Raw genomic sequence first — 14,147 nt, forward strand, 5'->3', positions numbered from 1 at the left:
GTCTTGTCACCACTTTCATCATAACGAAATTGATAGTATTTACACAATAGTATTTATTTTTCCATACCGCTATAATAAACAAATTGACAAAACCTTTGCCAACTCTACCCTCTTTCTGGTATAATATTCTGTAAATTAAAAATCAATCGTTTATGTCTTTTTATACATAAAAAATTATTTTATAAAAATGCACACGAAATGATATTAGCCATATGCCCTTCAGTTAATGTGGCGAAAAACATTGAAAAATGCGCCTTTTCCCCATTTATACGGCAGTACCAAAATGTTCAAACAATTATTTTTATAAAACCTATTGCATAATAACAAAAATATTGATAGTATGATAATCGTTCATCGACAATGATTCCAAAGGGGGATTTTATAGGATGTTAAAAATGAAGAAAGGTTTGATCGTAGCGGTCGTTGCTGCGTTGTTTATGGCGCTCGCCGCTTGTGGCAAGTCGACAGAAACAAGCTCTCCGTCAGGCGCTGAAAAAGAAGGGAAGCAAAAAATCACCGTCGGGACGGACGCGGCGTTTGCGCCATTTGAATATATGCAAAAAGGAAAAATTGTTGGGTTTGACGCCGACCTTTTGGATGCGGTGATGAAAGAAGCCGGCTTGGATTATGAATTAAAAAACATCGGCTGGGATCCGCTGTTCGCTTCGCTGCAAAGCAAAGAAATCGACATGGGCATTTCCGGCATTACGATTACGGACGAGCGGAAACAATCTTATGATTTCTCAGCTCCGTACTTTGAAGCAACACAAGTCATCTTAGTCAAACAAGGCAGCCCGGTGAAAAACGCCCTTGACTTAAAAGGGAAAACGATCGGCGTTCAAAACGCGACAACTGGTCAAGAAGCAGCAGAAAAGCTTTTTGGGAAAGGCCCTCATATTAAAAAATTCGAAACAACAGTCGTTGCCATTATGGAGCTTCTAAACGGCGGCGTTGATGCTGTTATCACGGACAATGCAGTGGCGAACGAATACGTGAAAAACAATCCCAATAAAAAACTGCAAGTCATTGAGGATCCAAAAAACTTCGCTTCAGAATATTATGGTATGATCTTCCCAAAAAACAGCGAATTGAAAGCAAAAGTGGACGAAGCATTAAAAAACGTCATCAACAGCGGCAAATACACTGAAATCTATAAAAAATGGTTTGGAAAAGAACCGAAGCTTGATCGATTAAAACAACAATAAGCGTGCGAACAAAGAAAATGCGTAACTACCCGCAAGTTACGCATTTTTCGTAGAGAAAGGTGAGAGCGATGGATTTTCGTTTTGATATTATTGTTGAATACGCCCCTTACTTTTGGCAAGGGCTGCTCGTAACGATCGGCGTATCATTAGCCGGCATCGTGTTCGGCCTCATTCTCGGCCTGTTCATCGGCCTTGGCAAAATGTCGTCCAACCCGATTATTCGTTTGCCGTTTTCGTGGTACATTAACTTTTTCCGCGGTACGCCGCTTGTCGTGCAAATTTTGCTCGTCCATTTCGGCGCCATGCCGCTCTTTTTCGCCCAGCCAAATGCCGTCGCTTCCCTGGCCGTCTCGCTGTCGCTCAACTCGGCCGCGTATGTGGCCGAGATTTTCCGCGCCGGCATCCAGTCGATCGACAAAGGGCAAATGGAAGCGGCCCGCTCGCTTGGGATGACGCATGCGCAGGCGATGCGCTACATTATTTTGCCGCAGGCGTTAAAGCGAATGATTCCGCCGTTTGCGAACGAGTTTATCGTCTTAATTAAAGATTCGTCGCTTGGGATGGTCATCGCCGCCCCGGAAATCATGTATTGGGGGAAAGCGGCCGCGGGTGAGTATTACCGCGTTTGGGAGCCGTATTTAACAGTGGCGTTCATCTATTTGCTCTTAACGCTTTCGTTAAGCAAACTGTCACACTATCTTGAAAGGAAGTATTCGACCCAATGATTGACGTACGCCAGCTGAAAAAATCGTTCGGTTCGCTCCAAGTTTTAAAAGGAATCGATGTCCATATTCGCGAAGGAGAAGTCGTGGTCGTCATCGGCCCATCGGGGTCGGGAAAATCGACGTTTTTACGCTGTTTAAACTTGCTTGAGGATTTCGATGAAGGTGAAATTATTATTGACGGCATTAATTTAAAGGCGAAAGACACGAACTTAAATAAAGTGCGGGAAGAAGTCGGAATGGTGTTCCAGCGCTTTAACTTGTTTCCGCATATGACGGTGCTGAACAATATCACGCTGGCACTGATGAAAGTGCGGAAATGGCCGCGTGAAAAAGCGGAAGCGAAGGCGATGGAGCTGCTCGCCAAAGTCGGGCTGCAAGACAAAGCGCATGTCTACCCGGACTCCCTCTCCGGTGGGCAGGCGCAGCGCGTCGCCATCGCCCGGGCGCTCGCCATGGAACCGAAAATCATGCTGTTTGACGAGCCGACATCAGCGCTCGACCCGGAAATGGTCGGGGAAGTGCTCTCGGTCATGAAGCAGCTGGCCAATGAAGGGATGACGATGGTCGTCGTCACCCACGAGATGGGCTTTGCCCGTGAAGTCGGCGACCGCGTCCTGTTTATGGACGGCGGCTACATTGTCGAGGAAGGGAAGCCGGAAGACTTGTTCGACCACCCGCAGCATGAGCGGACGAAAGCGTTTTTATCAAAAGTGCTGTAAAAAGTCGTCTTGCCTGTTCGAGGCAAGACGACTTTTTTTAGGCACATATCATGCCCCCTATAATGCAACCATGTTGCCTCCCCATCTCTTCAATGTTCCGTCAACGGCTCCCCCATTTCAGGCATCTATGACAACCACAAAAGTCCTTCTGAACATAAAAAGCCGGCCGAATCCCCGGCCAGCCTCGCTTTACAACACAAACTGCATCACCCAAATCGAACCGGCGACAACGACAATGGCGATAAAGAAGCTGTACGCCATGTTGAATGTTTGAATGCGGCCGCTGTCGCTTTCGTTGACATGCATGAACATAAACAGCTGCAAGCTTGCTTGAATCACCGCAAACACAACAATGATGACAATGACCGCTTTGAGCGGCAGTCCGGATGAGAGCGCCACCCAAAGAGCGGCAAACGTCAAGACGAGCGACAACAAAAACCCAATGATATGTTTCCACGGAAATGATTCGTGATGGCCGTTCGTGCCCATGGTTAGATCACCATCCCTAACAAATAGACGAGCGTGAAGATGAAAATCCAAACGACGTCCAAAAAGTGCCAGTACAAGCTGACAATAAACACTTTCCGCGCTGTTTTCGGCGTAAAGCCGCGCTGGAGGAGCTGGATGATGATCAAAATCATCCAGCCAATTCCTAAACTGACGTGGGCGCCGTGCGTGCCGACGAGCACGAAAAAGCTTGATAAAAATGCGCTCGTCTGCATCGTCGCTCCTTCATGGACGTAATGGATGAACTCGCGAATTTCAAACGTAATAAACCCGGCGCCGAGCAAAAGCGTCACCAGCAGCCAAGCGATGAGCCCGCTTATGCGGCCGCGGCGCATTTCAAAAATGGCCAACCCGCACGTAAAACTGCTCGTTAAAAGCAACAGCGTTTCAATCAGAACGTCTTGTACCTCAAACAGCTCCCCTGCCGTCGGCCCCGAGCCGGTCCGTTGGAACAAGACGAGATACGTCGCAAACAGCGTCGCAAACAACGCGACTTCCGCCCCGAGGAAAATCCAAAAGCCCAATATGTTCAACCGACTCTCTTGCGTCCGATACTCCAACGGCAGCGTTTCATCATAGCGATGTGCAGCTTCTCCCATTCGTTACGCCCCCTTCCGCGCCGCTCGTTCCATCCGTTTGATTTCGTCAACCGGAATATGGTAGCCATCATCGTCTTCAAATGAGCGGAGAATCAATCCAAGCACAATGAACAACGCACCAACGATAGCCAACGCAAACCACTTGAACACAAGGCCGAACCCGGCGACGAAAAACGCCACCGACATCCAAAACGGGCGTCCTGAGTTGCTTGGCATATGGATCGGCTTCAAGTCTTCTTCTTTCACGTGGAAGCCGCCATATTTTTTCTTCATCACCCAATAGGCATCCACATCTTCGACAACCGGCGTCACCGGGAAATTGTAATGCACCGGCGGCGACGCGGTCGCCCACTCGAGCGTCCGCCCGTTCCACGGGTCGCCGGTCATGTCGCGCTCGCCGTAGCGGGCGCTGTAATAAATGTTGTAACAAAGCACGATAAACCCGATGCCCATCAACACCGCCCCGACCGTCGCGACGACGTTGAGCGGCGTCCAGCCGAGACCAGCCGAGTACGTGTACATGCGGCGCGTCATCCCCATCAATCCGAGGAAATACATCGGGAAGAAGCAGATGTTAAAGCCGATCATAAACAGCCAAAACGTCCACTTGCCAAGCCGTTCATTCAAGATATGGCCGAACATTTTCGGATACCAATAATGCAAACCGGCAAAGCAGGCGAACACCGTACCCGCGATCAACACGTAATGGAAATGGGCAATCAGAAAATAGCTGTTATGGTATTGATAATCGGCCGCCGCCATCGCCAACATAACCCCCGTCACGCCGCCGATGACAAAGTTCGGAATGAACGCCAGCGACCAAAGCATCGCCGTTGTAAAACGAATTTTCCCTTTTCGGATCGTAAACAGCCAGTTGAAAATTTTCACCCCGGTCGGGATCGCGATCGCCATCGTCGTGATCGAGAAGGCAGAGTTCACTGCCGGCCCTGCGCCCATCGTAAAGAAGTGGTGCACCCAAACGATAAAGCTCAGGAACGCAATGCCGACGATCGAACCGACCATGGCCTTATAACCAAACAAGCGTTTTTGGGCAAACGTGCTGACGACCTCCGAGAAAATGCCGAACGAAGGCAAAATGACGATATACACTTCCGGGTGACCCCAAATCCAGAACAAGTTCGCCCAGAGCATTGACATGCCGCCATTGGCCATCGTGAAAAATTGCGTGCCAAATACGCGGTCGAACGTCATTAATGCCAAGGCGACGGTCAATACCGGGAAGGCGAAAATAATAAGCACGCACGTAATGAGAATCGTCCACGTAAACATCGGCATGCGCATCAATGTCATGCCCGGCGCGCGCATTTTTAAAATCGTGACAAGGAAGTTGATCCCGGTCATCAATGTTCCGATCCCGGAAATTTGTAAAGCGACAGCGTAATAGTTGTTGCCGACGCCATGGCTGAATTCGTTGCCGGCAAGCGGGAAGTACGCCGTCCAACCGGCATCCGGCGATCCGCCGATGACGAATGAAATGTTAAACAGCAACGCACCGAAGAAAAAGAGCCAAAAGCTTAACGCATTCAAATATGGAAACGCGACGTCGCGCGCCCCGATTTGCAGCGGAACGACAATGTTCATCAAACCGATGATGAACGGCATCGCCATAAACAAGATCATAATCGTCCCGTGCGTCGTAAATATTTCATTGTAATGCTGCGCGTCAAGAAACTTCATGTTCGGCGCGGTCAGCTGCGCCCGCATCAAAAGCGCATCGACGCCGCCGCGGAAGAGCATCAAAACTGCGCAAATAATGTACATGACGCCAATCTTTTTATGATCCACCGTCGTGAGCCATTCGTTCCACAGCCATTTCCATTTTTTAAAATAGGTCAACACAAACACAATGCCGACCATCGTCAAGACGATGGCGACATCGGCGGCATAAATGAGCGGCTCACCCGTGACAAAAAACTCGCTCCATTTCATCTTTCGCTCCTCCTTTCCTACTCCCCATGATGATGACTGTTTGTCATCGCTTCATCGCTTTGATCGTCGTTTTTCATTGGCTTTCCATCTGCATGATGGCTGTTTTGTTTCGCATGGTCAATCCATTGTAAGTGGGTGTTCGAAAACGTCATTCGCCCAACAAGCCCCGGTTTTAAAATTTGTGTATATTTTTTCTCATCGAGCTTCGGGGCGGTTTGTTTCACTTCATTTACCCATTTGCGGAAGTCCGTTCCCGTTTGTGCGACGACCTCAAACTCCATATGGGCGAACTTTTCCCCGGAAAAGTTGGCGCTCCGCCCCATGTAGGAACCGGGCTTATCGGCTTGCAAGATCAGCTCTGTCTCCATGCCGTCCATCGCATATTTTTGCCCACCTAATTCCGGCACCCAAAACGAGTTCATCGGTCCGACCGAAGTCAGCTTAAACTTGACCGGCACACCGGCCGGAATATGGACGTAGTTGACCGTTTCAATGTTTTCTTCCGGATAGCTGAAAATCCATTTCCAGTTCGCCGCCGTCACATGAATCGTGATCGGTTTCACTTTCTCGGTCGGCGGCTTTTCCAACGCAAACGTCGCCTTCACTGTTGGAACAGCGAGCGCAGCAACAATCAAAATCGGAATGGCCGTCCAGACGACTTCAAGCAACGTGTTCCCTTCCTCATCCGGCGGCTCATAGCCGGCATTTTCCGGCTTCTCGCGATAACGAATGAGAAAAACGGCAAATAACGTAAATACAACAACAATAATGAACAACATAAAGCCGACAGACCACATGATCAAATCATACTGCATGCGCGCCACCGGCCCTTGCGGATTGAGCACGGCCGTGCGCTCCACGCAGCCCCCAAGCAAAAACAAAAACGGCAAAACCAGCACCGCGCGCCATCTCGCCCATTTCATCGCTATCGGTCCTCCCTCTTCCGCCCCAACCATTTCGGGGCCTTCCATGCATTTTCTTTTGTCTCTACCATATCAAAATTGAAAATGTTTGAAACGAATGAGCGAAAAAGTTCATAAATCAGCAAAACATTTGTCACAAACTGTTCAATCATTGTTCAAGAAATCGCCAATTGTTTTCCTCGTTCAGGGAAATATTGATGAGAAAGGAGAGTTGCGGAAAAGCCCGCCATAAAACAAGACAGCTGAATTCTTTATGAAAAAGAACCCAGCTGTCCTTCGTTCGTTTGAATGGCATATCCTTGTTGCTGCAACTGTTTACGAATGCGTGGGTTTAACGTTTGCCACATCCATTGTTCATACAACGCCTTTTTCTCTCCAGGCAATAAATAGTAGTGTCGGCCGGCCTGGCGGCGCGCCCGCTCGGTGACATCATAGAGCGCTAACGCAGCGGCGACGGAAATGTTAAAGCTTTGCACAAAGCCGTACATCGGAATGACAAACGTTCCGTCCGCCAAGCGGAGCGCCTCTTCCGACACGCCGCTATGCTCGTTGCCAAACAACAGCGCTGTCGGTTGGGACAGATCGATGTCGGAAACCGGAATCGTCCCCTCACCAAGATAGCTTGCATACACTTGATACCCTTGACTTTTCAAATCGGCAATGGCCGTTTTGATATCTGGCTTATGGTGGAGCGTCAGCCACTGATCGGCATAGCGCGTCACAAGCCGGTTCGGCGAAAACGGCGCCTTTCCCGTCACGATATGAACGTCTTGAACGCCAAACGCTTCCGCCGTCCGCAGCACCGCCGCTTGGTTATGCGGGTCATCGACCGCTTCGATCAAGACGGTAATATAGCGGGTGCGCTCATTCAAAACCTCATACATCCGCCGAAGCCGCCTTGGCAAAATCATTTCCCAAACCGGACGCGTCGATTCGGTGATCAGCCCTTCTTGCCGCAGCTGTTCCAAAAATGATGTCGCTTCCCGTTCTTCCACAACGCATCCCCCTTTCCAAGCCTAGCGTATTCTGTGTTTCCCATTGTACAAAATGACAGGATGCCAAGGCAATTCATGTATTTTTAAATACTATTCAGATTATTAAATATATAATAACTTGAAAACATTGCTCATTTACAACCTCTTTATCTATCGGTTAGTATTATAATGTAAGCGCTTCAAAAATACTTTTTCAAAAAATATTATTTATTATCAAGCTGTTTAACCTCGCCGAACAGCAAGAAGCGCCGAGCGCATTCGGCCGGCTGACAAAGCGCGGCATTCCGGGCGCGGCCTTGATCGCCACTGCGCTTGTCATGCTTGTCGGCGTATATTTGAACTACGTATCGGAAAAAGTGTTCCAATGGGTGACAAGCATCGCCACATTCGGCGCCATTTGGACGTGGGCGGTCATTTTGCTGTCCCAGCTGAAATTCCGCAAACAGTTGAGCGCGGAACAAGCACAACGTCTCACGTTCAAACTTCCGCTTTATCCGTACAGCTCATACGTGTCGCTTGCCTTTTTGATCGGCGTTGCCGCCCTAATGGCGTATTTCCCGGATACGCGCATCGCTTTGATCATCGGCCCAGCCTGGCTGCTGCTTTTGACAGCCGTATACTTCGCCAAAGGAATGCATCGTCGCCAGCATGGCCAAGCCGAAGAAAAGCAAGCTGGATGACAAGTCCGATCAAAAGAGAGGGTGTCCCCATCCTTGCGGGACACCCTCTTTATAAAACAAAAAGCAGGAAATGTGCAATCGCAGACGCCATCCTTCCGATCGGTGTATTTCCGTTTGGATCATGACTCGCTTTCATCCTTTCATTCATCAACCGCTATGTAGGCTTGGCGCGGATGATTGGGCTGATCCGGGTATTTTAAGCGGATTTTCCCTTCCTCCAGCAGCTTTCCTAAATAATTGTTGCGCAATCCATCCGGCGTTCGTTCGAGCAGCTCAGCCAGCTCTTTCAGGCGTAGCGGCCGCTCGCGGCATAACCGAATGATCAATTGTTCCATGACCGCTGGAGCCAACCGTTTTTTTTCGCCGTGCCAATTCTGCCATCTTCCATAGCCGTTCGTCGATCGTTTCCCCTTTTTCGTTGCTGTCATGCATACTGATGTCGTTGTTTACGGAGCTAAGCAAGCTATTTACGAACTCCAGCCCATTATTTATAGAGTTCAACGTTCTATTTACGGAGTCAGGCTCGTTTTTTATGGAGTTCGACCTGCTGTTTACGGAGTTTTTGTTTATATTTACGGAGTTTTCTTCGTTGTTAACGGAGTTGGTGTCTATACTTACTAAACTTAGTTCGTTAGTTATGAAGCTCTCGGTTTCCTGTCCGCTGTCCGGATCCAGCCATTCGGGTTCCGGCTGTTCCAGCTGTCCAGCCGGTTCTGTTTCCATTGTTGCGCTAATTTCAGCTGGAAATTGCAGCGGACACAACACAACGATTGTACGGTCTGGATTCGTTTGCTGCGAGATATCGACCGGACAGACAAGCGCCTGTTCCTGCATATCACACATTCGCTTAAGGCCCGATCCCGCGCGTTTGCATACGTCGATCAGCAAAAACATTTTAAAAATATTCGGGTTGCGCAAATTGCTTGTATGCCCCGCCATTGCCGCTTCAATCGGGATGCGAAACCGTCCCGGGTTGGCAAAGCGAAATGAACGATCCTCTTTTTCGACGGTGATGCCGCCTTCCTCCCCATAATCGGCATGAACGATGGCATTCGCAAGCGCCTCGCCAAGCAGAGCGCGCCCTTCATCCGCCCAAACGTGACGCTCCAGCTCAGTCAACACGCGAAAATAAAAATCGTAAATGTTGCCCGACCATGTGCCGTCTTGTGATGTGAACCGCTTCGTCCATCCTGCCGCTTCACCGTCAGCGTGCTCTCGATATTCCAAAAAGTATTGCGGCAGCACCTCGGTGATGATCCGCTCCTCACTGAACATCAACAATCCCGCGAGCGTCAGCCCTTCTTTGCTGCTGTCGCGCAGCTTGCCCCACGCGCCGATTTTGTATAAAAATTCTTTTGTCTCGAGCCCGTTCCATGGATGGCCCGGTTTCACCCGAGCAAACCTCTCGCGGTAATGGCTGACGGTCTCGAAATTGAGCTCACTTAAGCTGTAATGCTCTAAAATCAGGCTGTCTGCCAGCGCATGGGGGCGTTCATGAAACGAATTTGTATATTTATTCACTCCCGATCTTCCTTTGACGTTATTTTTGCAAAACAGTTTGATTCCCTTTTTCTATTGTACCATCTTTCCTTCTCCTTGCGGATAGTTGCCAAAAAAAGAAAACGGTTGTGGATATGTGGAATAGTTCGCCCGATAAAAGGAAAACTACAGAAGACAACATTGACATGCAAGGAGGAGGTCATCATGTCGTCCCTTCCTTCCACCGTAGAGCCTTACTGGCGCGACTCCGTTTCGCTTCCGTCGTTTCCGAAACTCGATGCGGACATTTCCGTCGACGTCGCAGTCATCGGCGGCGGCATTTCCGGGATTACAACAGCGTATTTGCTGTCGGCGCAAGGGGCGCGCGTCGCCCTTCTGGAAGCCGACCGGCTCCTGAACGGCACGACCGGCCATACGACAGCGAAAATCACCGCCCAGCACGATCTCGTCTATGATGAATTTCTTAACCATTTCGGTGCAGAAAAGGCGCGGCTCTATTATGACGCCTGCATGGACGCACTCCAGTTTATCCGCCGCACGATCGAAGAACAACAAATAGACTGCGACTTTTGCGAGCAAGATGCCTATATTTATACGACGTCTTCCTCTTCTTTCCAAAAACTAGTGAAAGAATGGGAAGCGTACGAACGGCTCGGCATTGACGGCGCCTTCGTTGAGTCGATCCCGCTCCCGCTGCCGGTGGCGGCAGCGGTCGTGATGAAGAGGCAGGCGCAATTTCATCCGCTCAAATATTTGGCCAAGCTCGTCGATTCGATCACACAGGCTGGTAGCGCCATTTACGAACACACACCAGCGGCGGATATTGAACAAGGAAAAAGGATGACAGTCATTACGCGAGACAAAAAACGGGTTGAGTGCGACCATGTCGCCGTCTGTTCTCACTTTCCGTTTTACGACGGCGGGTTTTACTTTTCGCGCATGTACGCTGAACGGTCGTACGTATTGGGAGTGACGATCACGGAACCGTACCCGGGCGGCATGTATTTAAGCGCCGATGAACCGAAACGCTCGATCCGCTCCGCAACGGCAGGCAGCGAGACGCTTATCCTGATTGGCGGCGAAAACCATAAAACCGGCCAAGGCGTGCCGACGATGCGTCATTACGAGGCGCTGTCCTCGTTCGCTTCGCAGCTGTTTACGGTGAACGACATCCGTTACCGTTGGTCCGCCCAAGATTTGACGACGCTGGACAACGTGCCGTACATCGGCCCGATGACGGCAGGGACGCCAAACATTTATGTCGCGACAGGGTACCGGAAGTGGGGGATGACGAACGGGACGGTCGCCGGGATGCTTTTGTCTGACCTCATCCTCGACCGCGACAACCGATACCGCGACTTGTACTCCCCGTCGCGCTTTTACGCTGATCCAAGCATGAAGCAGTTTTTCACGACAAACCTTGACGTCGCCAAACATTTGCTGGTGGGAAAGATCGAACCGGTTGTCCGCCGGCCGCAAGATTTGGCGCATGGCGAAGGGGCGGTTGTCTCGGTCAACGGAAAGCGGGCTGGCGCCTATAAGGACGAAGCCGGGGGACTCCATGTCGTTGACACGACGTGCACTCATATGGGTTGCGAGCTGGAGTGGAACAGCGGCGACCGGACATGGGACTGCCCATGTCATGGCTCGCGCTTCTCGATCGATGGCGATGTGATCGAAGGACCGGCGAAACAGCCGCTCGCGCGCATTGAACTTGATGACGCGAAGTGAGGCGCTGACGCAGGACGGCGGCGCGTGCAGAACATCGTCGCAATCGGCATGTCGACCTTGAGTTCCAATGGGGGTTGGGAGCGTATGTTCCTAACCCCCTTATCGTTTTCATTTGCCGATGGCGCATTTCGTGATAAGATGAAAATTAGAGTGGACTGCATGTTGTATGATGTTTTCGGGAGGGATGACGCATGGACCTTGAACCGATTTTTCTCACCCCTGTCTTCCAAGAACGGATTTGGGGCGGCACGAAGCTCGCCGAACGATTCGGCTACGACATTCCGTCTTCGCAAACCGGGGAATGCTGGGCGGTGTCCGCCCATCCGCACGGGCAGACGGTCGTCGCCCGCGGACCGTTTGCCGGGATGACGCTCGGACAATTATGGGAGGAACGCCGCGATTTGTTCGGCCACTTCCCGTCTGACCGCTTCCCGCTGTTGACCAAAATTTTAGACGCCAATGCCGACTTGTCAGTCCAAGTCCACCCGGACGATGAATACGCCAAAACGCATGAAGGCGGAGAACTCGGCAAAACGGAGTGTTGGTACATCATCGACTGCAAGCCGGGCGCTAAGCTCATTTACGGCCATTATGCAGAAACGAAAGGAGAGCTGCGCGCGATGATGGAAGCGGGGGAATGGGATCGTTTACTTCGGAAAGTGCCGATCCGCCCCGGCGACTTCTTCTATGTCCCGAGCGGCACGATCCACGCCCTTTGCGAAGGGACGCTCGTCCTTGAGACGCAGCAAAGCTCAGATACAACCTACCGCGTCTACGACTACGACCGTGTCGACAGCCAAGGGCGCAGGCGGGAGCTTCATCTTGACAAAGCAATAGATGTCACGACTGTCCCGCACCGCGACATCGACATCCGCCCCCATGTCGCCGAATTCCCGGGCGCGACTGTGACGACATTCGTGGAAGGCGACTACTTCGGCGTCCAAAAATGGGACGTCCGCGGCGCGTTCGAATCAGAGCAGGCAAAACCGTTTCTCATCGTCAGCATCCTCGAAGGCGAAGGCGAGCTTGTCCGCAAAGGACAGACATACTTGCTTCGCCGGGGCGACCATTTCATTTTGCCGCATCAATTCGGCCGTTTCACCATTCGCGGCTCCCTCCAGGCGATCGCGTCGTGGCCACGGAAAGGCAAATAAACGCGGGTGTCCCAAAGGTTCGGGACACTCGTTCTCATTGCCATAAGCAGCAAAATGACCAAATTGTGTTCGATTTAAGGGGCGTCGCCTTTTTGGGTCAGCCCCTTCTTTTTGTCGAAAATATTAACGGGGGGATTGTTTTCCTAGTTGGCCAAGACGGTATACGTACGCAATATGCCGCGCCGTTTGCGTCACATACTGTTCCGCCTGCTCCAACGCTTTCTCGAGCGGAATGACGCCGGGAACAATTGTAAAGAGGGCGTCAATGCCATGGTCTAAGACGACCGCGCTGTCGTCGCCCAACGACCCGGCGATGCCGATGACGGGGACGCCGAACTGTTTCGCTGTCTTGGCAACGCCGATCGGCGTTTTGCCGAACACCGTCTGTCCGTCAATCCGCCCTTCGCCGGTGATGACCAAGTCAGCGTCTTTGACGCGCTCTGCGAGCTGAACCGTCTCGATCACAATCTCCACGCCGCGCTTTAGCTCGGCCGGGAGAAACGCGAGCAGTCCCGCCCCCAACCCGCCGGCCGCACCCGCTCCCGGGATGTCGCCGACTTGTTTGCCGAGATCACGTCGGATGACGTCGGCATAGTGCGCCAAGTTCCGGTCAAGAACCGCGACCATGTCCGGTGTCGCCCCCTTTTGCGGACCGAAAATGGCCGACGCTCCGTTCGGACCGGTAAGCGGGTTGTCGACGTCGCACGCCACGTCAATGCGGACTCCCCCAAGACGCGGGTCGAGACCGGAAAGGTCAATCGCATGCAAATCGGCCAGCGCGCCGCCGCCCGGACCGATGTCGCAGCCGTCTTCGTCCAAAAGCCTTCCCCCGAGCGCCTGCACCATGCCGGCCCCACCGTCGTTCGTCGCGCTGCCGCCAATGCCGATGATGAGGTGGGTGGCACCGGCATCCAGCGCTGCAAGGATCAACTCCCCTGTCCCTCGCGTCGTCGTCACCAATGGATTGCGCCGGTCGCGCGGGACAAGGTGCAGCCCTGAGGCGGCGGCCATCTCAATCACCGCCGTCTTCCCATCGCCAAGCAAACCAAAAAACGCCCGCACCGGCTCGCCGAGCGGCCCGGTCACGTTCACTTCCACGATGCGGCCGCCGGTCGCATCAACGAGCGACCGCACCGTCCCTTCCCCGCCATCGGCCATCGGCACCTTAACGTATTCCGCCTCCGGAAACACCGTGCGAAACCCACGCTCGACCGCCTCGGCGACTTCGAGCGCAGAAAGGCTTTCTTTAAATGAATCAGGAGCAATAACGATTTTCATTCTTTTTCCCTCCTCATGTGTCAAATTTTGTGGAAAAAAAGCGAAAAACAATGCCATTTTGTCTATTTTCACAATTATGTATATAGTACTATAATAGATATAACCATATGTTCGTTTGTTCCAATTGGGAACATGTTGATTCTATAAAAAAGACGGTTTCCAAATTCACCGTTCGCCATCG

The 14,147-nt window shown here is 51.6% G+C and carries 11 protein-coding genes and 2 pseudogenes; 6 read left to right on the forward strand and 7 right to left on the reverse strand.

Annotated elements, in window-relative coordinates:
* The first annotated feature begins 386 nt into the window (after positions 1-386).
* The 3 genes from I656_RS11855 (at position 387) to I656_RS11845 (ending at position 2,649) form a co-directional block, all read left to right on the forward strand.
* Positions 387-1,205: a basic amino acid ABC transporter substrate-binding protein gene (locus tag I656_RS11855; protein ID WP_015376109.1), complete on the forward strand. Its 819-nt coding sequence runs from the start codon at positions 387-389 to the stop codon at positions 1,203-1,205.
* Positions 1,206-1,273: 68 nt separating this feature from the next.
* Positions 1,274-1,930, forward strand: coding sequence for an amino acid ABC transporter permease (locus tag I656_RS11850; RefSeq protein WP_011232918.1), 657 nt, complete (start codon positions 1,274-1,276; stop codon positions 1,928-1,930).
* Positions 1,927-2,649 carry an amino acid ABC transporter ATP-binding protein gene (locus tag I656_RS11845; RefSeq protein WP_015376110.1) on the forward strand — a complete coding sequence of 241 codons (723 nt, stop codon included), beginning with the start codon at positions 1,927-1,929 and terminating at the stop codon, positions 2,647-2,649. Before I656_RS11850 ends, I656_RS11845 begins: the two co-directional genes overlap by 4 nt.
* Positions 2,650-2,838: 189 nt before the next feature.
* On the opposite strand, the gene qoxD is transcribed toward I656_RS11845, so the two are convergent.
* The 5 genes from qoxD to I656_RS11820 form a co-directional block, all read right to left on the reverse strand.
* Complete coding sequence (gene qoxD, locus I656_RS11840) at positions 2,839-3,138, reverse strand: cytochrome aa3 quinol oxidase subunit IV (protein ID WP_013146682.1); 300 nt, start codon at positions 3,136-3,138, stop codon at positions 2,839-2,841.
* 2 nt (positions 3,139-3,140) lie between these two features.
* Positions 3,141-3,755 (reverse strand): cytochrome aa3 quinol oxidase subunit III, encoded by a 615-nt coding sequence (gene qoxC, locus I656_RS11835; protein WP_020754199.1) that lies wholly within the window; start codon positions 3,753-3,755, stop codon positions 3,141-3,143.
* A gap of 3 nt (positions 3,756-3,758) precedes the next feature.
* A complete protein-coding gene (qoxB, locus tag I656_RS11830) occupies positions 3,759-5,705 on the reverse strand; it encodes a cytochrome aa3 quinol oxidase subunit I (RefSeq protein WP_020754200.1) in 1,947 nt (648 codons plus the stop codon).
* Positions 5,706-5,722: 17 nt separating this feature from the next.
* On the reverse strand, positions 5,723-6,628 hold the full coding sequence (gene qoxA, locus I656_RS11825) for a cytochrome aa3 quinol oxidase subunit II (RefSeq protein ID WP_033004951.1): 906 nt from the start codon (positions 6,626-6,628) through the stop codon (positions 5,723-5,725).
* 251 nt (positions 6,629-6,879) lie between these two features.
* The gene (locus tag I656_RS11820; protein ID WP_013524869.1) at positions 6,880-7,623 is read right to left on the reverse strand and encodes an RNA methyltransferase; all 744 of its coding nucleotides are present in this window, start codon (positions 7,621-7,623) and stop codon (positions 6,880-6,882) included.
* A gap of 218 nt (positions 7,624-7,841) precedes the next feature.
* Here I656_RS11820 and I656_RS11815 point away from each other — a divergent pair.
* A pseudogene (locus I656_RS11815) lies at positions 7,842-8,303 on the forward strand (amino acid permease); the annotation flags it as partial.
* Between the two features lie 140 nt (positions 8,304-8,443).
* Here I656_RS11815 and I656_RS11810 read toward each other — a convergent pair.
* Positions 8,444-9,824 (reverse strand): annotated as a pseudogene (locus I656_RS11810) (ATP-binding protein).
* A 183-nt stretch (positions 9,825-10,007) separates the two neighbouring features.
* Between I656_RS11810 and I656_RS11805 the strand changes: the two are divergent.
* Both I656_RS11805 and manA read left to right on the forward strand, forming a co-directional pair.
* Complete coding sequence (locus tag I656_RS11805; protein ID WP_033004954.1) at positions 10,008-11,534, forward strand: FAD-dependent oxidoreductase; 1,527 nt, start codon at positions 10,008-10,010, stop codon at positions 11,532-11,534.
* 191 nt (positions 11,535-11,725) lie between these two features.
* The gene (gene manA / locus I656_RS11800) at positions 11,726-12,688 is read left to right on the forward strand and encodes a mannose-6-phosphate isomerase, class I (RefSeq protein WP_020754206.1); all 963 of its coding nucleotides are present in this window, start codon (positions 11,726-11,728) and stop codon (positions 12,686-12,688) included.
* A gap of 123 nt (positions 12,689-12,811) precedes the next feature.
* Here manA and I656_RS11795 read toward each other — a convergent pair whose 3' ends face one another.
* The gene (locus tag I656_RS11795; protein ID WP_033004956.1) at positions 12,812-13,966 is read right to left on the reverse strand and encodes a glycerate kinase; all 1,155 of its coding nucleotides are present in this window, start codon (positions 13,964-13,966) and stop codon (positions 12,812-12,814) included.
* Between the last annotated feature and the right edge of the window lie 181 nt (positions 13,967-14,147).

The sequence above is a fragment of the Geobacillus sp. WSUCF1 genome (assembly GCF_000422025.1).
In the GTDB taxonomy this organism is placed as follows: Bacteria; Bacillota; Bacilli; order Bacillales; family Anoxybacillaceae; genus Geobacillus; species Geobacillus zalihae.

Excerpts from the sequence above, each read along its gene's own strand:
- I656_RS11855 (WP_015376109.1), top strand. The coding sequence starts at position 387 with ATGTTAAAAATGAAGAAAGGTTTGATCGTAGCGGTCGTTGCTGCGTTG.
- I656_RS11850 (WP_011232918.1), top strand. The coding sequence starts at position 1,274 with ATGGATTTTCGTTTTGATATTATTGTTGAATACGCCCCTTACTTTTGG.
- I656_RS11845 (WP_015376110.1), top strand. The coding sequence starts at position 1,927 with ATGATTGACGTACGCCAGCTGAAAAAATCGTTCGGTTCGCTCCAAGTT.
- qoxD (WP_013146682.1), bottom strand. The coding sequence starts at position 3,138 with ATGGGCACGAACGGCCATCACGAATCATTTCCGTGGAAACATATCATT.
- qoxC (WP_020754199.1), bottom strand. The coding sequence starts at position 3,755 with ATGGGAGAAGCTGCACATCGCTATGATGAAACGCTGCCGTTGGAGTAT.
- qoxB (WP_020754200.1), bottom strand. The coding sequence starts at position 5,705 with ATGAAATGGAGCGAGTTTTTTGTCACGGGTGAGCCGCTCATTTATGCC.
- qoxA (WP_033004951.1), bottom strand. The coding sequence starts at position 6,628 with ATGAAATGGGCGAGATGGCGCGCGGTGCTGGTTTTGCCGTTTTTGTTT.
- I656_RS11805 (WP_033004954.1), top strand. The coding sequence starts at position 10,008 with ATGTCGTCCCTTCCTTCCACCGTAGAGCCTTACTGGCGCGACTCCGTT.
- manA (WP_020754206.1), top strand. The coding sequence starts at position 11,726 with ATGGACCTTGAACCGATTTTTCTCACCCCTGTCTTCCAAGAACGGATT.
- I656_RS11795 (WP_033004956.1), bottom strand. The coding sequence starts at position 13,966 with ATGAAAATCGTTATTGCTCCTGATTCATTTAAAGAAAGCCTTTCTGCG.